We start from the raw sequence: 20,484 nt of genomic DNA on the forward strand, positions 1-20,484 counted from the left end.
TGTGGCTAGAGGACGGCGAACGCGGTGAGGGCGACGGCGGTCGCGGACACGATCGCGGACGCGGCGACCGTGGCGACGTACGGAAACTGGAGCGTCCTCGCCGGGCCGTTCTCCACCGCCTCCTTGGCACGGAGCAGGGAGACGAAGACCCCGAGGTCCTTACCGGTGCTCGAGGCGGCGACGAAACGGCCGTCCCGGAACTCGACCATGCCGGCGTACTCGCCGTCGATCGAGGCGACCCAGAGGGTCGCGTCCGGCTCAGCCCAGGCGACCGTGGTCGTCGTGCCTCGCTCCAGCACCGTGCTCATGACTACTCCTTGCTCAACTGTCGTGTTGTTAGAGAATCTAGTGATTCATGCGTCTGCATGTACCCCACTTGACATTGCGATTCGGACTCCGCTAGACAAACTCGTTACGAGAACCACTACTGTTGAACTTCATGACCGCCCAAGCCGTTGAAGCGCAGCATTACTGGTACGAGCAGGACGAGCACGAGCGTGGCCGCCACATCCTCGAAGCCATGCGCCTGTACCGCGCGGCGGAGGCCGCCATGCGTCGTCGCACGCGCGACGAGATGCACATGGGCGAGAACGATCTGCTGGCCCTGCGCTTCATGTTGCGGGCCAAGCAGGAGCACCGGTTGGTCAGTCCGACCGATCTGGGTGCCTACCTCGGCATCAAGACCTCGTCGGTCACGGTCATGCTCGACCGCCTGGAAGCGGCGGGTCACGTCGTCCGGCAGCCGAGTGAGACCGACCGCCGTCGCGTCACGGTCTCGACCACCGACTTCGCCGACGCCGAGGTCCGCAAGACGCTCAGTCACATGCACCACCGCATGATGGAGGCCACCACCGGGATCGACCCCGAGATGGCGGCCGGCATCGTCGACTTCCTCGACCGCATGCGCGAGGCCGTCGACTCGATCGATCGCACCGAGCCCGAGGGGCAGCCGCAGCACTGAACGGTGGCGCCGAGCCGTCGATGAGCCGGCAGGCCACTCGGCCGGCTCCACCTGGCCTCATGTGAAACAGCGAGGCGGGCCGCACGGTCTGATCCGTGTGACCCGCCTCCGAATGTCTTCGACGATTTCGACCGCGCGCTGCGGGCCCTCCAGGCACCGCTCGAGCCGACTCTCAGAAGTCCCCGACCTTCGATGATCCGATGGTAATCGAGCACGTGTCGGACGGCCGATGCTTGAACGGTCGGATCGCTTGTGCTACTCGCGGTCGTTCCGGTTGCCGCGCCTCAGTTGTCGGCGGCCAGCTCCGGGTAGTCGGTCTCCGGCATGAGTTCGAGCCCCGCCGGCGTGTAGGTGCGGTCGAGCATGGCCTGCAACCAGGCGCGGTTGAGCGAGACCGGGCGGGAACCGGTGAACCGGAAGACGATGGGGACGCCGGTCTCGATCCAGATCGCGTAGCGGCCCGAGCCGTGTGCGGGGTCGATGGTCCACGAGAGGAGGAACGCCTCACCCTTGCGGAGCTTGGAGACGACGACCATCTGCACGTGGGCGAGGGTCCGGTCCTCGAGTTCGAGTGCTTCGTTCCCGTATCGCAGCGTTCCCATGTTCCCCAGCCCCCTGTCCCGTGTGTGCGGTGGATCACCGCGCCGCCAATTCTGGCAGTTCCCGTCCACGGGCTGCGAACCCGAGGGGTGGGAGTGCCGGTCAGTCGGCGTCGAGGACGGCGTCGAGGAGGCCCGGGAACCGGGTGTCGAGGTCGTCGCGCCGCAGGGTGAGTGTGCGGTGGCGACCGTTCGGCTCGTTCCGGATGACGCCGGCCTCGCGGAGCACCTTCATGAGGTGGGACTTCGTCGACTTCGGGATCGTGGGGTCGAGGGCGGTGCAGTTCGCAGCGTCCATCGGGCCGTCCCGCAGCTGCCGCACCATCTCGAGCCGGTCGGGATCGCTGAGCGCGAAGAGCACGGCCGGCAGCTCGATCGCCTCGCGGTCGGGGTGGGTGAGATCGGCGGGTGCAGGCATGGTTCGATAATAGTTGAACAATCAGCGGAAAGCGCGTATCGTCCAATCGTTCGACATTTTTGGAACCAAAGGATGCCCGCCCGTGCAGACGACGACCCCGTCACCCCCGACCCGACCCGTGCCCTCCGCGGCTGCCGGCGCGCCCGTGCTGCCTCGCCGTCGCTTCGGCTTCGTCCTCGCGGGGCTCGGCAGCACGCTCATGCTCGCCGGCGCCAGCGCTCCGTCACCGTTCTACCCGGAGCTCCAGGAGCGGCTCGGCATCGGCCCGATCGGCGTCACCATCGCCTTCTCGGCCTACGCGCTCGCCCTGCTGGTCGCACTCCTCACGATCGGTTCGGTCTCGGACCATCTCGGACGCCGCCCGGTGATCACCGCAGGGTTCGTCGTGCTCGCCGCGAGCATGCTGCTCCTCTGGCACGTCGACTCCGGAGCGCTGCTGTACCTCGCCCGCGTGCTCCAAGGCCTCGCCAGTGGGGCGCTACTCTCCACACTGTCGGCGACCATCATCGATCTGGCCCCGCCCGAGCGACCACGGGCGGCGACCCTCCTGAACGCCATCGCGCCGATGATCGGTCTCGCTTCCGGCACGATCCTCGCGGGCGTCCTCCTGCAGACGGTCGCCGATCCGTCGAGCTGGACGTTCCTGCCGCTGGCGGTCGCCTACCTGCTCATCGCGGTGTCCATCTGGATCGTGCCGGAGACCTCCGCCCGCGCTCCCGGATGGGCCCGTGCCATCCGACCTCGCGCAGCCGTCCCCGTCGACGCCCGACGGTTGTTCGTCGTGAGCATCCCGATCGTCCTCGGCGGGTGGGCGACCGGCGGCCTGTTCCTCTCCCTCGGGCCGAGCATCATGCACACGGAGCTCGGCGTGGACGGCCAGCTCGGCGGGGCACTGCTCATCGGGCTGCTGCCGGCCGCGGGGGCCGTCGCCGCCGCGGTGCTGCACCGTCGCCGACCCGTCGTCGCGGCCGTCTACGGCGCCTCCGCACTGTCCGCCGGGACCGTGCTCCTGCTCGTCGCCCTGATCCTCGGGTCGCTCCCGATCGCGGTGGTCGCCGTCGTGATCGCCGGAACCGGGTTCGGCACGGCGTTCATGGGCACGATCGCCTCACTCGTCCCGCTCGCGCCGGCCGACGAACGCGCGGAGCTGTTCGCCGCGCTGTACATCGTCGCCTACCTGTCCTTCGGGGTCCCGGCCGTCATCGCGGGTCTCCTCGCCTCGGCCATCGGGCTCCACGCCACGGTCCTCGGCTACGGCACGGTCGTCGCGATCGCCGCGGGCACGGCCGCCGTGGTGCGTGCCCGTTCAGCGCGCTGACGGCTTCAGCGTGCTGACGGCCCCACGGCGAGGCGATCGAGGAGGGTCGACGCTCGGTAGGGGATGACCTCGATGAGCGAGACCTTCGTGTTCGTCCGGACCACACCCGGAGCCGCGAGCAGCACGCCGGCGATGCGGTGCAGGTCCTCCGTGTCGTGCGCGACGACCTTCGCGAAGAGGTCGGCGTCTCCGGTGGTCGCGTGCACCTCGACGATCTCCGGGACCGACTCGAGGGCCGCGTAGGCCTCCGTCGCGAGGTCCTGCCGGATGGAGATCTCGATGAACGCGGTGAGGGGGTAGCCCAGCGCCGACAGTCGCACCCGGCGACTCGGAGCGGCCAGTGCGCCGCTCGTCTCGAGTCGGCGCAGGCGGGCGTGGACGGTGTTCCTCGCGACGCCGAGGGAGCGTGCAAGGGCGAGCGCCGTCATGGACGGGTCGTCGTCGAGCGCGGTCAGGATGCGCGCGTCGAGATGGTCGATGGTCGCAGGATGAGGCATGTTGCTCACTCTCGGTCTGGGAATCGAGCACGATGACCACTGCACTCTACTCGTGTTGCGCAACACGATGAGCTGACGCATCGTTGGCGGAATGAGCACCCAGCAGCCGAGCGCCGCGATGTCGAGCGCGCAGCAGGCTCCCTCCACGCCTGCCCCGGCACCGTCTCCGGTTCGACACGGGGTGGTCGAGGACATCCTCGGGCTGCTCGTCGGCGTCACGGTCGTGTCGTTCGGCCTCTTCATCCTGAAGGCCGGTTCGGCCGTGACCGGCGGGACGGCCGGCCTGTCGCTCCTCGTCAGCTACCTCGCACCCGTGCCGTTCCCGGTGCTGTTCATCGCGATCAACCTGCCGTTCTTCCTGCTCGCGATCCGCGGCAAGGGCTGGGTGTTCACGCTGCGGAGCGGCGGCGCGATCGTGCTCGTGTCCGTCCTGTCCGGGGTGCACCCGCTGTTCCTGCCGGTCGGGCACATCGACCCGTTCTACGCGGCCGTGGTCGGCAACGTGCTCTGCGGCGTCGGCATCCTCATCCTGTTCCGACACCGAGCCAGTCTCGGCGGGTTCAACATCGTCGCGCTCATCCTTCAGGACCGGTTCGGTGTCCGCGCGGGCTACGTGCTCATGGCCGTCGACACCGTGGTGGTGCTCGTGTCACTCGTGGCCGTGCCGCCGCTCAACGTGCTCGTGTCGGCGCTCGGCGCGGTCCTGCTGAACCTCATCCTCGCGCTGAACCACCGGCCGGGCCGGTACCTGGGGGTGTAGCAGGCCGGACGCCGAGTGCGTGCCCGCTGCGCCTACTGCTTGTAGGACGACAGGAAGTTGCCGAGCCGCTCGATCGCGTCGGTGAGGACGCGCTCCTCCGGCAGGGTGACGACCCGCAGGTGGTCGGGGTCCGGCCAGTTGAAGCCCGTGCCCTGGACGAGCAGGATGTGCTCCGCCACGAGGAGATCGTGGACGAGCAGCTCGTCGTCGTGGATCTCGTGGACCTCCGGGTCGAGGCGCGGGAAGGCGTAGAGCGCACCCATCGGCTTCGTGCAGGAGACGCCCGGGATCGAGTTGAGGCCGGCCCAGGTGGCGTCGCGCTGCTCGAGCAGGCGACCACTCGGTGCGATGAGGGCGTCGATCGACTGCACGCCGGAGAGCGCCGCCTGTACGGCGTGCTGCGCCGGCACGTTGGGGCACAGACGCGTGGACGCCAGGAGGGTGATGCCCTCGAGGAAGCCGCGCGCGTGGTCGCGCGGCCCCGTGATGACGAGCCAGCCGGACCGGTAGCCGGCGACCCGGTAGGTCTTCGACAGGCCGTTGAACGTGAGGCAGAGGAGGTCGGGGGCGACGGTCGCCATCGGGATGTGGACGGCGTCGTCGTACAGGATGCGATCGTAGATCTCGTCGGCGAGCAGCAGCAGCCCGTGCTCGCGTGCGACTCCGGCGATTTGCTCCAGCACCTCGCGGGAGTACACCGCACCCGTGGGGTTGTTCGGGTTGATGACGACGATCGCTTTGGTGTTCGGCGTGATCTTGGAGCGGATGTCCTCGATGTCCGGTGCCCAGTCCGCCTCTTCGTCGCAGCGGTAGTGCACCGGGGTGCCACCCGCGAGGCTCGTCATCGCGGTCCACAGCGGGTAGTCGGGCGCGGGGATGAGGACCTCGTCGCCGTCGTCGAGCAGGGCCTGCATCGTCATCGTGATGAGCTCGGAGACGCCGTTGCCGAGGAACACCCACTCCGGGTCGACGCGGGGGAACCCCTCCATCTCCTCGTAGCGGTAGGAGACGGCCTGGCGCGCGGAGAGGATGCCGCGGCTGTCGCTGTACCCGTGCGAGTGGGGGAGCGCGGCGATCATGTCGCGGACGATCTGGTGCGGAGCCTCGAAGTCGAAGATGGCGGGGTTGCCGGTGTTGAGCTTGAGGATGCGGTGCCCGTCGGCCTCGAGACGCACGGCCTCGACGAGGGCCTTCCCCCGGATCTCATAGAGGACGCTTTTCAGCTTGGAGGACTGGTCGAGGGTGCGGCGGGTGGTCATCCCCACAGGCTACTGCGGTGACCTGCGCGCGTGGCAGTGCCGATTGCAGGATCGCGGCTCCCGCCTGCACCGGTGCTCCGGCGGGCCCGAGTCTCGCTGTCGGGCTGGGCACCCGCTGTCAACAACGGGGACACGATTCGTCCACGTTCAGGGTAGAGGAGTACCGTCAGACGCTGGCGGTCAAGACTGCCTGGTCAGAGGCACGGAGGAATCGTGACCGGAAACGCAACTACCCGATTCGACAATGTGGCCATGTTGTCGGTGGCGAGCACGCTGCCGTCCGCAGTGGTGACCTCGGTCGAGATCGAAGAAGGTCTCGCGGGTGCGATGAAACGCGCCCGCCTCCCGAAGGGCATCCTGCGACGCGTCGCCGGTGTCGTCGAGCGACGCCACTGGGGGCCCGGCGAGAACTCGGACGACGCCACGGTGTCGGCCGGTCGCCGTGCGCTCGCCGAGGCCGGCATCTCGCCCTCGCAGATCGGGCTCATGATCAACACCTCGGTGACGCGGCAGCACCTCGAGCCCTCCGTCGCCGTCCGCATCCACGACGGCCTCGGCCTGCCGAGCTCGGCCATCAACTTCGACATCGCCAACGCCTGTCTCGGCTTCGTGACCGGCATGACCATGGCGGCCGCGATGATCGAGTCCGGCCAGATCGAGTACGCACTCATCGTCAACGGCGAGGACGCGAGCGAGGTGCACGCCAACACCATCGAGCGCCTCAGTGGCAGCACCATCGACCGCGACGACTTCATGAGCGAGTTCGCCTCGCTCACCCTCGGCTCCGGGGCCGCCGCCGCCGTCATCGGGCCGGCCGACCGCCACCCCGAGGGGCACCGCATCCTCGGCGGCGTCACCCGCGCGGCGACGGAGTTCAACCACCTCTGCGTCGGCAGCGTCGACGGCATGTTCACCGATGCCCGAGCACTCCTCAAGGGCGGGCTCGACCTCGTCGTCTCCGCGTGGAAGGAAGCCGCCGGCGACTCGTGGCGGTGGTCGAAGATGGACCGCTACATCACCCACCAGGTGTCGTCCATCCACACGGACTCCATGGTGAAGGCCGCCTCGCTCGACCGCAGTCGCGTACCGGTCACCTATCCCTACCTCGGCAACGTCGGACCGGCCTCCATCCCGATCACCCTCGCCGACCAGCAGTCGACCCTGAACAAGGGCGACCGCGTCCTCCTCATGGGCGTCGGCTCGGGGTTGAACACCGGCCTCATGGAACTCGCGTGGTAGCGGGTACGGTCGCCGCGAACGTCGGCCTGCGGACCATGGGTGTGCGCGCCGCCGGTCTGCCCGGCCTCCCCGCGCGGTACTCGCGCCGCATCGACGTCCCCGGTCGGCTGGCGGACGACGGCGTGACGAGGAACTGGCACTACCTCGACACCGCCGAGGCGCTCAGCGAAGCCGGTGTCGAGCCGGTCGGCACCGTCCTCGCCGTCCACGGCAACCCGACCTGGTCGTACCTCTGGCGCTCGCTCATCACCCGGTCCGTCGAGCAGGCCGACGCCGGCGGGACCGCCTGGCGCGTCGTCGCCGTCGACCAGCTCGAGATGGGCTGGTCCGAGCGGACCGAGGTCACCCGCACCCTCGAACAGCGGATCGCCGACCTCGCAGCCTTCTCCGACGCGCTCGGCCTCACCGGTCCCGTCGTCACCCTCGGCCACGACTGGGGCGGCGTCATCTCCCTCGGCTGGGCCACCGAGCATCCTGAGCTCCTCGTCGGGTCGATGCTGCTCAACACGGCCGTGCACCACCCGGAGGGCACCCCGATCCCCGCGCCACTGCGGCTCGCCGGCGCTCGCGGCATGCTCGGCGCAGGTTCGGTGCAGACGACCGCCTTCCTCGACACGACGCTGTCGCTCGCGTCCCCGCCGCTCGATCGCGACGTCCGCGACGCGTACCGCAGCCCCTACTCCGCTCCTGCGCGACGCCGCGGCATCGGTGCGTTCGTCGCCGACATCCCGGCGACCCCGGAGCATGTCAGCTTCCCGCGCCTCGAGCGCCTCGCCGACGACGTCGCCCAGCTCCGCGTCCCTGCGCTCATGCTGTGGGGTCCGCGAGACCCGATCTTCAGCGACCGCTACCTCGACGACCTCGCCGACCGCCTCCCGCACGCCGAGGTCCACCGTTTCGCCGGCGCGGGTCACCTCGTCATCGAGGACGCCCCGGTCGCCGAGTCGTTGCTCGCCTGGCTCGACGACCGGCTGCCGCAGGGCGCGCCGGTCGAAGCGACGCCTGTGGAGTCCGCTGCCGCTGCGACCGAGCAGCCCGACGTCGAACCGCTCTGGCGGCGGTTGGAGGAGCGACGCACCGACGACAGCGATGCGATCGTCGAACAGCGCGGTTCGGGTGCGGCCCGTCGCGTCAGCTGGAAGCAGCTCGACGACCGCGTGACGCGATTGGCCGCCGGCTTGCACCGCATCGGCGTCCGGCGCGGCGACCGCGTGTCCCTGCTCGTCACGCCCGGCGCAACGCTCACCGCCGTGATCTACGCCTGCCTGCGCATCGGCGCGGTCGTGGTCGTCGCCGACGCCGGTCTCGGCGTCAAGGGCCTCCACCGTGCGGTCCGAGGCGCGTGGCCCGCCTACGTCATCGGCGAGACCAAGGGCCTCGCCGCCGCTCGTGCGCTCGGCTGGCCGGGTGTGAAGATCTCCGCGGCCCGCCTCCCCGGCGCGACCGCGACGGCCCTCGGCGTCTCGCACAGCCTCAAGGACCTGCTCGACGCCCGTGCAACGCCTGAGCTGCCCGGCGAACCCGGCCCGACCGACCTCGCGGCGATCCTCTACACCTCGGGATCGACCGGCCCGGCGAAGGGCGTGAAGTACACCCATGCTCAGCTGTCGTCGTTGCGCGACGTCCTCTCGGAGCACTTCTCGATCACCGCCGACTCGGGGCTCGTCACCGGGTTCGCGCCGTTCGCGCTGCTCGGCCCGGCGCTCGGAGCCCGTTCCTCGACGCCGGAGATGGACATCTCGGCGCCCCGGACACTCACCGCTCGAGCGGTCGCTGCCGCCGTGGCCGAGACGGACGCCGACATCGTCTTCCTCTCGCCGGCCGCCATCCTGAACGTGGTCGCGACCGCCGATGCGCTCGACGCAGGGGACCGACAGGCGCTCCAGGGTGTCAGGACCGTGCTCTCGACGGGCGCACCCGTCAGCCGCCAGCTCCTCACGGCACTCGTGGGTGTCCTGCCCAACGCGTCCGCACACGCGGTGTACGGCATGACCGAGTGTCTGCTCGTCTCTGACATCACCCTCGACACGCTGCCCGACGAGGACACCGAGCACACGGGGGTGTGCGTCGGGACTCCCATCGGCGGGGTCGACGTGCGCATCAGCCCGCTCGACGAGGCCGGACGCGCCACCGGTGCGCCGACGCAGGACGCGGACCGCCTCGGCGAGGTCATCATCTCGGCCGAGCACCTCAAGTCGCAGTACGACCGGCTCTGGCTGACCGACCGGGCCGCCGTCCGCGACGTCGCCGAGGACGGACGCTGGCACCGCACCGGCGACGTCGGGCATCTCGACGCCGATGGCCGCCTCTGGATCGAGGGCCGTCTGCCGCACGTGATCGCGACCCAGGACGGACCGATCGCCCCGGTCGGACCGGAGCAGGCGATCGAGACGGTGCCGCTCGTCCGCCGCGCCGCCGTCGTGGGCGTCGGTCCCGAGGGTCTCCGTCAGTGCGTCGCGATCGTCGAGACGACCACGGGCACGAAGCGGGTCCGGCTCGCTGATGCGGAGCTCGCCGCGCAGGTGCGGGACGCTTCGACGCAGCCGCTCGTCGCGGTGTTCGTCGTACCTGAGCTGCCGACGGACATCCGCCACAACTCCAAGATCGACCGCACGCGCCTGTCGGTGTGGGCGGAAGGCATCCTGGCCGGTGAACGGCTGAGCAACCCGTGACCGTCCTCGTCACCGGTGCGAGCGGCATGCTCGGCCGCGAGGTCGCCCTCGAGCTGCTCCGTGGCGGACATCGCGTCCGGGTGCTGCAGCGTGGACCGTCGGCACTCACCGACGTCGAGGAGGTGCGCGGATCCATCACCGACGCAGCCGTCGTCGAGTCGGCGATGGACGGCGTCGACGCGGTCGTGCATCTGGCCGCGAAGGTCTCGTTGGCAGGTGATCCGGCGGAGTTCGAGCGCGTCAACGTCGCCGGGGCCGAGGTCGTCCTCGACGCGGCCGAGACCGCGGGTGTCTCGCGGTTCGTCCACATCTCCTCGCCGTCCGTCGCGCACGGTGGCTCGGCGCTCGTGGGTGTGGGTGCGGAACCGGCCGATCCGGGCGCGGCTCGCGGTGAGTACGCGCGCACGAAGGCGCAGGGCGAGCTGCTCGCCCTCGCGCGGGACCGCCGCGGCTTCGCGGTCGTCGTCGTGCGGCCGCACCTCGTCTGGGGTCCGGGTGACCCGCAGCTCGTCGAGCGCATCGTGGATCGCGCGCGCCGCGGCCGCCTGCCCCTGCTCGACGACGGCACCGCCCTCATCGACAGCACGTACGTCGCGAACGCGGCGTCGGCCATCGCCGCGGCACTCGAACACGCGGAGACGGCACACGGTCGGGCGTTCGTGGTGACGAACGGGGAGCCGCGTCCGGTCGGCGAGCTGCTCGCGGGCATTTGCCGTGCCGCCGGCGTGAAGCCGCCCGCCTTCAGTGTCCCCGCCGGCGTCGCCCGAGCTGCCGGTGGGCTCGTCGAGCGCCTGTGGAGCATCCGCCCCGGCGCCGATGAGCCGCCGATGACGCGCTTCCTCGCGGAGCAGCTGTCGACCGCGCACTGGTTCGACCAGCGACAGACCCGCGCGGCCTTGCACTGGACGCCGGCGGTCTCGATCGATGAGGGTCTCGAGCGCCTGGCGGCCCACTACCGCGGCTGACCCCGGCCGGCCGGTGCGGCCTGGGGGCGGTCACCGATGCGCAGTCCCAGCCCCGCCGCCGCGGTCCAGGCACCCGAGTGCCGGCTCAAGCGGCGGCGGGGTCTGGGCCACACCCGGGCGAGGGAGCCCGGAACGCATCATGGTACGTGCTGGGCCTGGTCTGTGTCGTCGGAAGGGCCCATCCGTTCGCAAGATGGCCATCCCGCTCCCGGTGCGTCGACCCAGCCCCGCCGCGGCGATCCAGACATTCGGGTGCCGGCTCGAGCGGCGGCGGGGTCTGGGCCACGACCGGGGAGGGAAGTCCCGGTACGGACGATGGTACGCGCCAGGCCGGGCGGTGTCATCAGTGGATCCGCGTCGACTCCCGGCGGTGTGGCTGCTGCCGTCGACCTGCCTCCGCAATTCGGCGACACGGCACCGGGTGGCTGTCCTCCTGGCTGATCACGAGTGCGCGCGGCGGCGGTCTCGCGACGCGAGCGGTCAGGACGGTCGCCGATCACGCATTCCGCGAGGGGCTGTTCCGCTTGGAACTGGGTCATCGGGTGAACAACCCTGCGTCCTGCGGGGTCGCGACACGGGCCGGCTTCCTCCCTGAGGGCATCGAACGGCAGAAGCTCGCCTACGGCGCCGATCGTTTCGATGTCGAGCTGCACGCCCGCTTGGCGACGGACCCGGCGCCTGACGGCGATCTGCTTCTTCCGATTCGTTAGGAGGTCCGGTCTGGCGGCGTCGATCTGCCTGCCGCACGCGTTGCCGCGGTCATGAGCTTCATCGCGACGAGCACCTTCGGATCTGCAAGAGCGACGACGAAGCCTTCAGCGTGTGCTCTGACGTCTCCTCGGCCGTCGGGGATGAACGGCCTCGCATTCGAGTTCAACCATGTCGGCGAAAGCGAATGACGCTCCGCCAGCCTCGCTGCTTCTTCCCGTACTTCAGTGTCCGGCCAGAAGACCGCGTCGACATCGGTCGTCACACGTATGTCGTGATCGTCCGGGTACTGCAAAGCCAGTGCCGCCCCTCCGACCACGTACATACGTCCGTTCACCTCCCGCTCGGTCAAAGCGCCCTCGAGCTCCCCCATCAGCTGGCGGATGAAACCTGGATCCAACTGCTGTTCATGGCTCACGCGCGGCTCAGGCTCTGTTCGTCGATGAAGATGTTGAGGCGCCGCAAGTGCTCCGGCGAGCGGGTGCGCGCACGCTCCCGCAGGCTGTCGAACTGGGAGACGAACCATGGCTCGGGCAGCGGCGTCGGCTCGGGCCATCGTGATGTGAGCGCATCAGGCAGTGCTCGACCGTAATGGGCTCTGAACAGGGTGTCCCACCCGGTGTCCGGGAGTTCCTGTGGAGGCCTGCCGAACAGCGGGTCAGCCGCAAGGCCGGGCTCGACCGTGACCTTCTGCACCGCTTGCGTCAGCAGACGGAGGGCGAACGTGCGATCTCCCTCGATGAGTGCGTCGCTCATGGCCTTCGAGACGCCGGCGGGCGAGAACCGAGCGGCGGGTGATGACGAGTCGACCGCATCGATGACGATGTCCTTGCCCAGTGCGCGCAGTGCCCGCTCGAGCGATGCGAGCTTGATCGTCGCGTCCTCCTCGGACTTCAGGAGCTGTGAGATCGCCCCAGGGGTGACGTGCAGGCGCCGAGCCAGTTCGGCCCCGCTCGTCCCCGCAGCGCTCATCGTGTCCCGAATCAGCGTACTCACCGACTCCCCCTATCGTTAGCTACAGCTAAATTCTATCAAGGCATGCTGATCAATCGCCTGCGCTGCGCATGGTCCCTTCCTGTCGGACGTCTGCTCTAGCGTCGAGCGCATGCGTTCGTTCCGGATCCAGGTGCCCGATGCCGACCTCGAAGACCTGCGGCGGCGACTCGACGCGGTTCGCCTCCCCGCCGCGATCGGTGACGCCGGCGAGGAGAGCGCCCTCTCGCTCGACCGGTTGCGGGCACTCGTCGCCCGCTGGCAGGACGGCTTCGACTGGCGGCGCATCGAGCGCGAGCTTCAGGATGTGCCGCAGTTCGAGGTGGAGGTCGACGGGCAGCGGCTGCATGTCGCGCGGCTACCGGCACCGGGCGGTGTCACGGTGACGGTCCCGGTGATCGCGTTCCACGGTTGGCCGTACTCCTTCGTCGAGATGCTGCCGCTGGCGAGGGAACTCGCAGGACGCACGGTCGACCTCGGAGGCGGCCGGACACTCGGCTTCGAGGTCGTCGTCCCCTCCCTGCCCGGGTACGGGTTCTCGGAGCCGCTCTCGGACCGGCCGTTCACCGGTCCGGTGGTCGCCGAACTGATGCACGCGCTCATGACCGAGGTGTTGGGGCACGTGAGCTACCTCACCTACGGCGAGGACGTCGGTTCGACGACGAGCGACTGGCTCGCGGCGCTGTATCCCGAATCGGTCATCGGCCAGTTCGCGACGCACGCCGCCTTCCCGTCTGCGTCCCGAGCCCGCGACCTCACCGCCGAGGAGCAGGACTGGCTCGATCGACACGACCAGGAGTGGGCTCGTGGTCTCGCCTACGCCCGGGTGCAGGCCACCAGGCCCGAGATCCTCGCGACGGCCCTGAACGACTCACCGGTGGGCCTCGCCGCATGGATCGCGGAGAAGCTCCTCGCGTGGGCGGGTGACGGCACCTGGTGGACCGACGACGAGCTGCTGACCACGGTCTCGCTGTACTGGTTCACGCAGAGCATCGGATCATCGTTCCGGCCGTATCGCGACCACCCGAAGCAGCCCGAACTCCCGCTGATCGAGGTGCCCGTGACCGTCGCCGTGCAGACGGGCGAACGCGGACTCCCGCGCTCCTACGCGGCGCGGGCGTACAGCGACATCCGGAGCTGGACGGAACTGGATCGCGGGGCGCACTTCACGGCCTGGCAGGTGCCGGTCGCTGTGGCGGACCGGATCCAGGCCTTCGTCGAGACGCTTCCCGTCACCGACTGATCGGCTCCTCAGTCCTCGTCATCGCGAAGTGATCGGATCATGCTGCGCAGGACGACGAGCGCCTCCCGCTGCTGATCGGGGGTCATGCCACCCAGCATCCGGACTTCGACCGATCGCACGGCGGCGGACGCCTGCGCGAGCTGCTCGCGGCCGAGCGGGGTGAGTCGCGTCGGTAGCGCCTTGCCGACGGGGGCCTGTTCGGGGCGGCTGACGAAGCCGTCGCGCTCGAGGGCCTGCAAGAGGACGTTCATCGACTGGCGGGTCACGAAGGCCCCGCGGGCGAGCTCGGAGTTCGACAGCCCAGGTCGCTGGGCGAGGAGTTCGAGGCAGGAGTAGTGCGTGATCGTCATGCCGAGTGGCCGCAAGACCGCCTCCATCGCCGAGCGGAGCGCGCTCGCCGCCTCCTTCAGGAGGTAGCCGAGCGACGTGTCCAGTTCGATCCGATCTTGACCCATGTCAGTATTCTGACATAGAGTGATGCGTGTCAGATAACTGACACAATACGATTGGATGCACATCATGCCCGTCACCGGACCGGACTTCATCTCCCTTCAGGTCACCGACCTCGACGCCTCGCAGGCCTTCTACGAGCAGTACCTCGGCCTCGTCCGCTCGCAGGCCGGCCCGCCGCACGCGGTCGTCTTCGAGACGACGCCGACCGCCTTCGCCCTGCGCGACATCGTCCCCGGAACCGATCTCGCCTCCGCGCCCCAGCCTGGGATCGGCGCGGCGATCTGGCTGCACGCCACGGACGTCCAGGAGATCCACGACGCCCTCGTCGCCGACGGGCACACGATCGTCTCGGCGCCGATCGACGGCCCGTTCGGTCGCACCTTCACCTTCGCCGACCCGGACGGCTACCAGCTGACCCTCCACGACCGCGCCTGAGCTGTTCGGCGCCCGACGCGTCAGAATGGACGGATGCGACGATCGAGAGTGCACGTGCTGGGGGCGAGCGGGAGTGGCGTGACGACGCTCGGGCGGGCGCTCGCCGACCACTGGTCCGTCCCGCACGCCGACGCCGACGACTACTTCTGGGTCCCGACGGACCCGCCCTACGTGACCAAGCGTTCGGACGCGGACCGGGTGCGGCTCATGCGCGAGCTGTTCGTGCCACGCGAGGCGTGGGTCCTGTCGGGCTCCATGCCCGGCTGGGGTGATGAGATCGTCGCCGAGTGCGACGCGATCGTCTTCGTGACCCTCGACCCGGCGGAACGGCTGCGGCGTCTGGAGGCCCGAGAGATCGAGCGGCGGGCCGGTGAATCGCACGACGACCGTGCGTGGCGGGAGTTCCGAGCCTGGGCGAGTGGCTACGACGACCCGGCGTTCGACGGCCGGAGTCGGGCGTCGCACGAGGCCTGGCTCGCGACGCTGCCGCAACCGATCCTCCGGGTCGACAGCGGGTTGTCGCGTGCTGAGCTCCTCGACGTCGTCCTGGCCTGGGAACCGTCCTGACGGGTGTCGACGGCCCGGCCTGTCAACGGGGTGCCGGCCGACGGATCGAGGCGCATACTGGAACGGTCAGACTTATCTGACACACGTCGCTTAGTGAGCGACTGCGGCGTGCGGTTCCGACGCTCGAGGAGGATGTCTCACCATGAAGGCACTGCGGTACACGAAGATCGGCTCGGCCCCCGAGGTTGTCGAGATCGAGAAGCCGACACCGGGGCCGGGTGAGATCCTGCTGAAGGTCACCGCCGCCGGTGTCTGCCACTCCGACGACTACGTCATGAGCCTCCCCGAGGAGGACTACCTCGCGCAGCAGTACCCGCTGCCGCTCACGCTCGGACACGAGGGTGCCGGCGTCATCGAGTCGTTCGGTGAGGGTGTCGAGACGGGCCTGCAGATCGGTGACGCGGTCGCCGTCTACGGGCCGTGGGGCTGCGGCCACTGCCTGAACTGTTCGCAGGGCAAGGAGAACTACTGCACGAACGCCGTCGCCGAGGGGATCCGTCCTCCCGGGCTCGGCAGCCAGGGCTCGATGGCCGAGTACATGATCGTCGACGACGTGCGTCACCTGGTGCCGATCGGCGACCTCGACCCCGTGAGGAACGTGTCGCTCACCGACGCGGGCCTCACGCCGTACCACGCGATCAAGCGCAGCCTGCCGAAGCTCGGTGCCGGCACCTTCGCCGTCGTCATCGGATCCGGTGGCCTCGGTCACGTCGGCATCCAGATGCTCAAGGCGCTCTCCGGTGCGACGGTCATCGTCCTCGACGTGAGCGACGAGAAGCTCGAGCTGGCCAAGCACGTCGGTGCCGACGTCACGCTCATCAGCGACGAATCGGCTGCAGGCAAGATCCGCGAGCTGACCGGCGGCATCGGGGTCGACGCCGTGTTCGACTTCGTCGGCGCAGGCCCGACCATCGCCACGGCCACCGCGGTCGCCGCCATGGAGGCCGACGTGACGATCGTGGGCATCGGCGGCGGTTCGGCGACCGTCGGCTTCGGGTCGATCGCCTACGACGCCGCCGTGCGCGTGCCGTACTGGGGTTCGCGGAGCGAGCTCATCGAGGTCTTCGAGCTCGCGAAGGCGGGCAAGGTCGATGTCGAGGTGCAGCCGTACTCGCTCGACGACGCCCCGAAGGCCTACGAGGACCTGCACGCGGGAACGATCCGCGGGCGTGCGGTCATCGTCCCGTAACCACGACGCCCGGAACCGGCGTCCGTCGCACTCGCGGCGGGCGCCGGTTCTGTGTTCCAGCGCACCTCGGCGCAGCGTTCACACCCTCGAAACACTTTCGACACTGCATCGAAACTCCACCCGCGCATACTTTCAATACAGTATCGAAATGAGTCGCTGCGAGGGTGGCGACGCAACCGGAGGAGCATCCCATGACCGTCGTCGAGACCGTTACCACCGTGGAGTCCGTCCGCGCCCGCCTGCAGGAGGCCGGCGTCAAGTACGCGATGGCGAGCTTCGTGGACATGCACGGCAGCATCAAGACCAAGTTCGTCCCGCTGTCCCACCTCGAGCGCATGGCCGGGGGATCGGAGCTCTTCACGGGGGCTGCGCTCGACGGCCTCCCGCAGGCGATCAGTGACGAGGAGCTCTCCGCCCGTCCCGACCTCGACAGCGCCGTGCAGTTGCCGTGGCGGAAGGACGTCGCCTTCTTCGCGAGCGACCTCTACACGAAGGGCGAGCCGTTCGAGGCGGCGTCGCGCAACATCCTCAAGCGCCAGCTCGATGCGGCAGCCGAGATGGGCTTCACCTTCAACCTCGGGATCGAGACCGAGTTCTTCGTCCTCAAGGACACCCCCGAGGGTGTGACCGAGGTCAGCGACCGCGACGACCTCGCGAAGCCCTGCTACACGGCGACCGCGGCGCTCGACAACCTCGATTGGCTCACCGAGCTGGTCGAGGCGATGACCGAGATGGGCTGGGGCGTGTACTCGTTCGACCACGAGGACGCCCCGGGGCAGTTCGAGATCGACTTCAACTACTCCGACGCCCTCACCATGGCCGACCGCGCCGTCTTCTTCCGGCTCATGGCCAACGAGATCGTCCGCAAGCACGGTTACTTCGCGACCTTCATGCCGAAGCCCTTCGCCGACCGAAGCGGTTCGGGTGCGCACTTCAACATGTCGCTCGCCGACATCGAGACCGGCGAGAACCTGTTCGAGACCGACGACGACCCACGTGGTTGCGGCATCTCGGAGCTCGGCTACAAGTTCATCGCCGGTGTCCTCAAGCACGCGCCCGCGCTCTCGGCGGTCATCGCGCCGACGGTCAACAGTTACAAGCGGCTCGTGCGTCAGGGCAGCATGTCGGGTTCCACCTGGGCTCCGGTCTTCGTGAGCTACGGCAACAACAACCGGACGAACATGCTGCGCGTGCCGCTCCAGGGTGGGCGCGTGGAGTGCCGGGCTGCGGACATCAGCTGCAACCCGTACCTCGGGGCGGCGCTCATCCTCGCCGCGGGCCTCGAGGGCATCCGTGAGGACCTCGACCCGGGAGCGCCGCACACCGAGAACATGTACGACTACACCGAGGCGCAGGTCGCGCAGCTCGGCATCGGCATGCTGCCGCGCAGCCTCGGTGAGGCGGTCGACGAGTTCGCCACCGACTCGCTGTCGCGTGCCGTGTTCGGCGAGGCGATGTACGACGCGTTCATCGACTACAAGCGCCAGGAGTGGAACGAGTACCAGGCGCACGTGTCGGACTGGGAGACCGCCCGCTACCTGAAGTTCTTCTGATCCCGATGCACCAGGTCCTCGACCTCGGGAGGTTCGCGCTGGAGTCCGGCGCGGACCTCCCGGAGGCGCGACTCGCGTACACGACGCAGGGCGCGCTGAACGCCGACGGTGACAACGCCGTCCTGCTCCCGAGCTACTACACCGGGACGCACGCGAGCTACGAGCCGTGGATCGGGCCGGGCCGCGCGCTCGACCCGGCCCGTTGGTTCATCGTCTCGGTGAACCTGTTCGGCAACGGCGTCTCGACGTCGCCGTCGAACGCGGCTGAGGAGGTGCGCGGTGCCGCGTTCCCCGAGGTCTCGATCGGTGACGACGTCCGTGCGCAACGGCAGCTCGCCGACCACCTCGGTGTCCGCCGCTGGCGGTTGATCGCCGGCTGGTCGATGGGCGCGCTGCAGGCCTACGAGTGGGCGGTGCGGTATCCGGAGTTCGTCGACGCGTTCCTCCCCGTCGCCGGTGCCGCGCGGTGTTCGCCCCACAACGCCGTCTTCCTGGCGGGCGTCGAGGCGGCGCTCCGGGCGGATCCGGCCTTCGACGGCGGCCGATACACGACACCGCCGCGGGCCGGACTCCGCGCATTCGGGACGGTCTATGCGGGGTGGGCCTACTCGCAGGCGTTCTTCCGGGACGGCACCTACCGCGAGCTCGGGTACGCCGACGTCGCAGACCTCCTCGAGGACTGGGCGGCCGACCACGAGCGGTGGGACGCGAACGACCTGCTCGCGATGCTGCGCACCTGGCGGCGGGCGGATCCCGGGCGAGGGGTCGAGGGCGGGTTGGCCGCGGCACTCGGGGGAGTGCGTGCGCGGAGCATCGTCATGCCGTCGTCGACCGACCTCTACTTCACCGTCGAGGACAACGTCCTGGAGTCGGCGGTGATGCGTCGGAGCGAGGTGCGGATCATCGAGTCCGACCTCGGCCATGTCGCGGGGCGGCCCGGCGTGCGTGCGGCCGAGACGGCCGTGATCGAGGCGGCCATGCGGGAGCTGCTGGCCGAGGGCTGAGGCGCTGTGCCCGCCCGTAGGATTGGCGGAGGTGTCCGCGAGCAGGGAGTGGTGATCGATGGCCGGCCGCACAGGAGCATCGCCCGGTCGTCCCCGCGCCAGCGGGGTCGCCGCCGAGGATCCTCGTGAGGAGATCATCCAGGTCGCGACCAGACTGTTCGCGGAGCGCGGGTACGAGCGCACGAGCATGACGATGCTGGCCGAGGCGTGCGGGATGAAGCAGTCCTCGCTCTACTACTGGTTCGCGAACAAGCGCGAGGTGCTGCGGGCGACCGCCGCCTCGAACCGCCAGTCGGTCGGCGCCGCGGAGGCCCTCGGTCCGATCGAGGCCGACGTCCCCGCGAAGCTCTACCGCGTCCTCTACGAGGACGGTGTCGCGATCTGCGAGGCGCCCTTCGACTACAACGAGATCGAGCGGCTCGCGGCGGAGCATCCCGACGACCTCGCGTCGTTCTGGGACGACTACCGCACGCTGTTCACGTTCATCGCCGGACTCATCCGAGACGGCGTCGAGCAGGGGTCCCTCGTCCTCGGCGGCAGCGAGACCCCGGAGTGGGCCGCAGCGGCCGCACTCCACGCCAACGAGGGCATGCAGAAGGCCTACCGCTACGGCTCCGGCGACATCGCCGCGCAGTACCCGCCGGTCGAGGCCGCCGAGGGTGCAAGTGAGACGGACCGCATCAGGGCCTTCGCGCGGCGCACCGCCTCCGCCACCCTCCACAGCCTGTTGGTCGACCGCGCAGCGCTCGCCGACGTCGAGCGGGCTGCGCTCCACCTCGACCTCGCCGGGGAGTGAGCCGCTACTTCGTCTCGTTCGGGTGGCTCGTGTGCACCTGCTCCAGGTAGACGGTGCGTCCGTCGACGTAGTACCAGATACGCGCCGTCCCCTTCGCGGTCGGCTTGTGTTGCCAGCGTTCGTGCGTCTGCCCAGCTCGGGTGATGACGCCGAGATCGCCCATGAGTCGGTAATTCGTGAGCGTGGTGTCCAACGGTGTCGAGGTGAGGAAGTCCCAGGTGTCGGCCATGGAGTTCCGAATGGTGGCGACGAGGTCTTGCCACCCGCGGCTGGCCTCGGCGGTCGCGAAGCGTATCTCGTACTGGATCTTCTTCGGCGGGCGCGGAACCAGCGCTCCTCTCTTGGATGCCGCCACGGTCAGGGGCGCTCCACCGGCCCGACCTCGTCGGTCTCGAGCCACACGAGATCGACCGCGCCGAGGCCCGCAGCCAAGGCCGTGGCCGTCTCCTTCCAGGAGGTCAGCCGAGTGATCGCCAGGTGCGGCTGATCGGTCGCGATCGACGCGCGGGCTGCGTCGACCAGGTCTTGCGCGCACGTAGCCCGGTCCGCGTTCGAGAGCGCGAGCATCCAGGGGAACGCCCGGGACATCCGCTCAGCGAGTGTGCCGGTGTCGTCGAGGGTCACGGTGATGAGCTGTGCAGCGAAGTCCAGGAGGTGCGCGCGGGCTTCGGCCTCACGCTGTGACATGAGGACCAGTGGCTCGCCGTCACGTCGGGTCACCGTGACTGGGTGATCGTCGGCCTCGGCGAAGACCTCGGCCGAGTGCTTGCTCAGATCGGAAGAACGGCGGCTGAGTGTCGGGAGGTAGGTCGAAGCGCTCATCCACTCATGGTATTCGGAATGTGTTCGGAAGTC

The 20,484-nt window shown here is 69.4% G+C and carries 24 protein-coding genes; 14 read left to right on the forward strand and 10 right to left on the reverse strand.

Going from position 1 to position 20,484, the window contains the following annotated elements; genetic code table 11:
• Window positions 1-5: 5 nt before the first annotated feature.
• The gene (locus A4X17_RS11470; RefSeq protein ID WP_064295807.1) at window positions 6-308 is read right to left on the reverse strand and encodes a hypothetical protein; all 303 of its coding nucleotides are present in this window, start codon (window positions 306-308) and stop codon (window positions 6-8) included.
• A 131-nt stretch (window positions 309-439) separates the two neighbouring features.
• On the opposite strand from A4X17_RS11470, the gene A4X17_RS11475 reads away from it, so the two are divergent.
• Entirely contained in the window at window positions 440-961 is a 522-nt protein-coding gene (locus A4X17_RS11475; RefSeq protein ID WP_064295985.1) for a MarR family winged helix-turn-helix transcriptional regulator, read from the forward strand.
• Window positions 962-1,245: 284 nt separating this feature from the next.
• Here the strand turns inward: A4X17_RS11475 and A4X17_RS11480 are convergent, their stop codons facing one another.
• Complete coding sequence (locus A4X17_RS11480; RefSeq protein WP_064295808.1) at window positions 1,246-1,563, reverse strand: hypothetical protein; 318 nt, start codon at window positions 1,561-1,563, stop codon at window positions 1,246-1,248.
• 100 nt (window positions 1,564-1,663) lie between these two features.
• Window positions 1,664-1,978 carry a helix-turn-helix transcriptional regulator gene (locus A4X17_RS11485; RefSeq protein WP_064295809.1) on the reverse strand — a complete coding sequence of 105 codons (315 nt, stop codon included), beginning with the start codon at window positions 1,976-1,978 and terminating at the stop codon, window positions 1,664-1,666.
• 82 nt (window positions 1,979-2,060) lie between these two features.
• Here A4X17_RS11485 and A4X17_RS11490 point away from each other — a divergent pair, with 82 nt between their 5' ends.
• Entirely contained in the window at window positions 2,061-3,296 is a 1,236-nt protein-coding gene (locus tag A4X17_RS11490) for an MFS transporter (RefSeq protein WP_064295810.1), read from the forward strand.
• 5 nt (window positions 3,297-3,301) lie between these two features.
• Here the strand turns inward: A4X17_RS11490 and A4X17_RS11495 are convergent, their stop codons facing one another.
• Complete coding sequence (locus A4X17_RS11495; RefSeq protein WP_064295811.1) at window positions 3,302-3,793, reverse strand: Lrp/AsnC family transcriptional regulator; 492 nt, start codon at window positions 3,791-3,793, stop codon at window positions 3,302-3,304.
• 91 nt (window positions 3,794-3,884) lie between these two features.
• Between A4X17_RS11495 and A4X17_RS11500 the strand changes: the two genes are divergently transcribed.
• Window positions 3,885-4,553, forward strand: a complete 669-nt coding sequence (locus A4X17_RS11500; RefSeq protein ID WP_231884368.1) for a YitT family protein — start codon at window positions 3,885-3,887, stop codon at window positions 4,551-4,553.
• A gap of 32 nt (window positions 4,554-4,585) precedes the next feature.
• Here A4X17_RS11500 and A4X17_RS11505 read toward each other — a convergent pair whose 3' ends face one another.
• The gene (locus A4X17_RS11505) at window positions 4,586-5,812 is read right to left on the reverse strand and encodes a pyridoxal phosphate-dependent aminotransferase (protein WP_064295812.1); all 1,227 of its coding nucleotides are present in this window, start codon (window positions 5,810-5,812) and stop codon (window positions 4,586-4,588) included.
• Window positions 5,813-6,064: 252 nt separating this feature from the next.
• On the opposite strand from A4X17_RS11505, the gene A4X17_RS11510 reads away from it, so the two are divergent.
• The 4 genes from A4X17_RS11510 to A4X17_RS19825 all read left to right on the forward strand — a co-directional run bounded on the left by A4X17_RS11510 (window position 6,065) and on the right by A4X17_RS19825 (window position 11,398).
• Window positions 6,065-7,051: a 3-oxoacyl-ACP synthase III gene (locus A4X17_RS11510; protein WP_064295813.1), complete on the forward strand. Its 987-nt coding sequence runs from the start codon at window positions 6,065-6,067 to the stop codon at window positions 7,049-7,051.
• Window positions 7,045-9,723 carry an alpha/beta fold hydrolase gene (locus A4X17_RS11515; protein ID WP_369808458.1) on the forward strand — a complete coding sequence of 893 codons (2,679 nt, stop codon included), beginning with the start codon at window positions 7,045-7,047 and terminating at the stop codon, window positions 9,721-9,723. Before A4X17_RS11510 ends, A4X17_RS11515 begins: the two co-directional genes overlap by 7 nt.
• Window positions 9,720-10,688, forward strand: a complete 969-nt coding sequence (locus A4X17_RS11520; RefSeq protein WP_064295814.1) for an NAD(P)-dependent oxidoreductase — start codon at window positions 9,720-9,722, stop codon at window positions 10,686-10,688. Before A4X17_RS11515 ends, A4X17_RS11520 begins: the two co-directional genes overlap by 4 nt.
• Before the next feature lie 146 nt (window positions 10,689-10,834).
• Complete coding sequence (locus A4X17_RS19825) at window positions 10,835-11,398, forward strand: GNAT family N-acetyltransferase (protein WP_369808459.1); 564 nt, start codon at window positions 10,835-10,837, stop codon at window positions 11,396-11,398.
• Here A4X17_RS19825 and A4X17_RS11530 read toward each other — a convergent pair.
• Together A4X17_RS11530 and A4X17_RS11535 are read right to left on the reverse strand one after the other, a co-directional pair.
• Complete coding sequence (locus A4X17_RS11530; protein ID WP_064295815.1) at window positions 11,395-11,814, reverse strand: hypothetical protein; 420 nt, start codon at window positions 11,812-11,814, stop codon at window positions 11,395-11,397. The genes A4X17_RS19825 and A4X17_RS11530 overlap by 4 nt on opposite strands.
• A complete protein-coding gene (locus A4X17_RS11535; RefSeq protein WP_139205423.1) occupies window positions 11,811-12,392 on the reverse strand; it encodes a helix-turn-helix transcriptional regulator in 582 nt (193 codons plus the stop codon). The genes A4X17_RS11530 and A4X17_RS11535 overlap by 4 nt, the downstream gene beginning before the upstream one ends.
• A 109-nt stretch (window positions 12,393-12,501) precedes the next feature.
• On the opposite strand from A4X17_RS11535, the gene A4X17_RS11540 reads away from it, so the two are divergent.
• Window positions 12,502-13,632 carry an epoxide hydrolase family protein gene (locus tag A4X17_RS11540; RefSeq protein ID WP_064295817.1) on the forward strand — a complete coding sequence of 377 codons (1,131 nt, stop codon included), beginning with the start codon at window positions 12,502-12,504 and terminating at the stop codon, window positions 13,630-13,632.
• 8 nt (window positions 13,633-13,640) lie between these two features.
• On the opposite strand, the gene A4X17_RS11545 is transcribed toward A4X17_RS11540, so the two are convergent.
• Window positions 13,641-14,087, reverse strand: a complete 447-nt coding sequence (locus A4X17_RS11545; RefSeq protein WP_064295818.1) for a MarR family winged helix-turn-helix transcriptional regulator — start codon at window positions 14,085-14,087, stop codon at window positions 13,641-13,643.
• Window positions 14,088-14,151: 64 nt separating this feature from the next.
• On the opposite strand from A4X17_RS11545, the gene A4X17_RS11550 reads away from it, so the two are divergent.
• From A4X17_RS11550 to A4X17_RS11575, 6 genes are all read left to right on the forward strand, one after another.
• Window positions 14,152-14,520 carry a VOC family protein gene (locus A4X17_RS11550; RefSeq protein WP_064295988.1) on the forward strand — a complete coding sequence of 123 codons (369 nt, stop codon included), beginning with the start codon at window positions 14,152-14,154 and terminating at the stop codon, window positions 14,518-14,520.
• 33 nt (window positions 14,521-14,553) lie between these two features.
• Window positions 14,554-15,087, forward strand: a complete 534-nt coding sequence (locus A4X17_RS11555) for an AAA family ATPase (RefSeq protein WP_064295819.1) — start codon at window positions 14,554-14,556, stop codon at window positions 15,085-15,087.
• Between the two features lie 142 nt (window positions 15,088-15,229).
• On the forward strand, window positions 15,230-16,276 hold the full coding sequence (locus tag A4X17_RS11560) for an NAD(P)-dependent alcohol dehydrogenase (protein WP_064295820.1): 1,047 nt from the start codon (window positions 15,230-15,232) through the stop codon (window positions 16,274-16,276).
• Between the two features lie 191 nt (window positions 16,277-16,467).
• Window positions 16,468-17,829, forward strand: a complete 1,362-nt coding sequence (glnT, locus tag A4X17_RS11565; protein WP_064295821.1) for a type III glutamate--ammonia ligase — start codon at window positions 16,468-16,470, stop codon at window positions 17,827-17,829.
• A gap of 5 nt (window positions 17,830-17,834) precedes the next feature.
• Complete coding sequence (locus tag A4X17_RS11570; RefSeq protein WP_064295822.1) at window positions 17,835-18,833, forward strand: alpha/beta fold hydrolase; 999 nt, start codon at window positions 17,835-17,837, stop codon at window positions 18,831-18,833.
• 58 nt (window positions 18,834-18,891) lie between these two features.
• The gene (locus tag A4X17_RS11575; protein ID WP_064295823.1) at window positions 18,892-19,629 is read left to right on the forward strand and encodes a TetR/AcrR family transcriptional regulator; all 738 of its coding nucleotides are present in this window, start codon (window positions 18,892-18,894) and stop codon (window positions 19,627-19,629) included.
• 4 nt (window positions 19,630-19,633) lie between these two features.
• On the opposite strand, the gene A4X17_RS11580 is transcribed toward A4X17_RS11575, so the two are convergent.
• Together A4X17_RS11580 and A4X17_RS11585 are read right to left on the reverse strand one after the other, a co-directional pair.
• Window positions 19,634-19,984 (reverse strand): hypothetical protein, encoded by a 351-nt coding sequence (locus tag A4X17_RS11580; RefSeq protein WP_064295824.1) that lies wholly within the window; start codon window positions 19,982-19,984, stop codon window positions 19,634-19,636.
• Between the two features lie 2 nt (window positions 19,985-19,986).
• Window positions 19,987-20,451: a type II toxin-antitoxin system Phd/YefM family antitoxin gene (locus A4X17_RS11585; protein ID WP_064295825.1), complete on the reverse strand. Its 465-nt coding sequence runs from the start codon at window positions 20,449-20,451 to the stop codon at window positions 19,987-19,989.
• Window positions 20,452-20,484: the final 33 nt, after the last annotated feature.

Source organism: Plantibacter sp. H53, assembly GCF_001650455.1.
Lineage (GTDB): Bacteria > Actinomycetota > Actinomycetes > Actinomycetales > Microbacteriaceae > Plantibacter > Plantibacter flavus_A.

Bases quoted from the DNA above. Each gene is read 5' to 3' on its own strand.
- A4X17_RS11470 (WP_064295807.1), bottom strand. From the start codon at position 308: ATGAGCACGGTGCTGGAGCGAGGCACGACGACCACGGTCGCCTGGGCT.
- A4X17_RS11475 (WP_064295985.1), top strand. From the start codon at position 440: ATGACCGCCCAAGCCGTTGAAGCGCAGCATTACTGGTACGAGCAGGAC.
- glnT (WP_064295821.1), top strand. From the start codon at position 16,468: ATGACCGTCGTCGAGACCGTTACCACCGTGGAGTCCGTCCGCGCCCGC.
- A4X17_RS11485 (WP_064295809.1), bottom strand. From the start codon at position 1,978: ATGCCTGCACCCGCCGATCTCACCCACCCCGACCGCGAGGCGATCGAG.
- A4X17_RS11540 (WP_064295817.1), top strand. From the start codon at position 12,502: ATGCGTTCGTTCCGGATCCAGGTGCCCGATGCCGACCTCGAAGACCTG.
- A4X17_RS11480 (WP_064295808.1), bottom strand. From the start codon at position 1,563: ATGGGAACGCTGCGATACGGGAACGAAGCACTCGAACTCGAGGACCGG.
- A4X17_RS11560 (WP_064295820.1), top strand. From the start codon at position 15,230: ATGAAGGCACTGCGGTACACGAAGATCGGCTCGGCCCCCGAGGTTGTC.
- A4X17_RS11550 (WP_064295988.1), top strand. From the start codon at position 14,152: ATGCCCGTCACCGGACCGGACTTCATCTCCCTTCAGGTCACCGACCTC.
- A4X17_RS11510 (WP_064295813.1), top strand. From the start codon at position 6,065: ATGTTGTCGGTGGCGAGCACGCTGCCGTCCGCAGTGGTGACCTCGGTC.
- A4X17_RS11555 (WP_064295819.1), top strand. From the start codon at position 14,554: ATGCGACGATCGAGAGTGCACGTGCTGGGGGCGAGCGGGAGTGGCGTG.
- A4X17_RS11500 (WP_231884368.1), top strand. From the start codon at position 3,885: ATGAGCACCCAGCAGCCGAGCGCCGCGATGTCGAGCGCGCAGCAGGCT.
- A4X17_RS11570 (WP_064295822.1), top strand. From the start codon at position 17,835: ATGCACCAGGTCCTCGACCTCGGGAGGTTCGCGCTGGAGTCCGGCGCG.
- A4X17_RS11585 (WP_064295825.1), bottom strand. From the start codon at position 20,451: ATGAGCGCTTCGACCTACCTCCCGACACTCAGCCGCCGTTCTTCCGAT.
- A4X17_RS11545 (WP_064295818.1), bottom strand. From the start codon at position 14,087: ATGGGTCAAGATCGGATCGAACTGGACACGTCGCTCGGCTACCTCCTG.
- A4X17_RS11495 (WP_064295811.1), bottom strand. From the start codon at position 3,793: ATGCCTCATCCTGCGACCATCGACCATCTCGACGCGCGCATCCTGACC.
- A4X17_RS11505 (WP_064295812.1), bottom strand. From the start codon at position 5,812: ATGACCACCCGCCGCACCCTCGACCAGTCCTCCAAGCTGAAAAGCGTC.
- A4X17_RS11575 (WP_064295823.1), top strand. From the start codon at position 18,892: ATGGCCGGCCGCACAGGAGCATCGCCCGGTCGTCCCCGCGCCAGCGGG.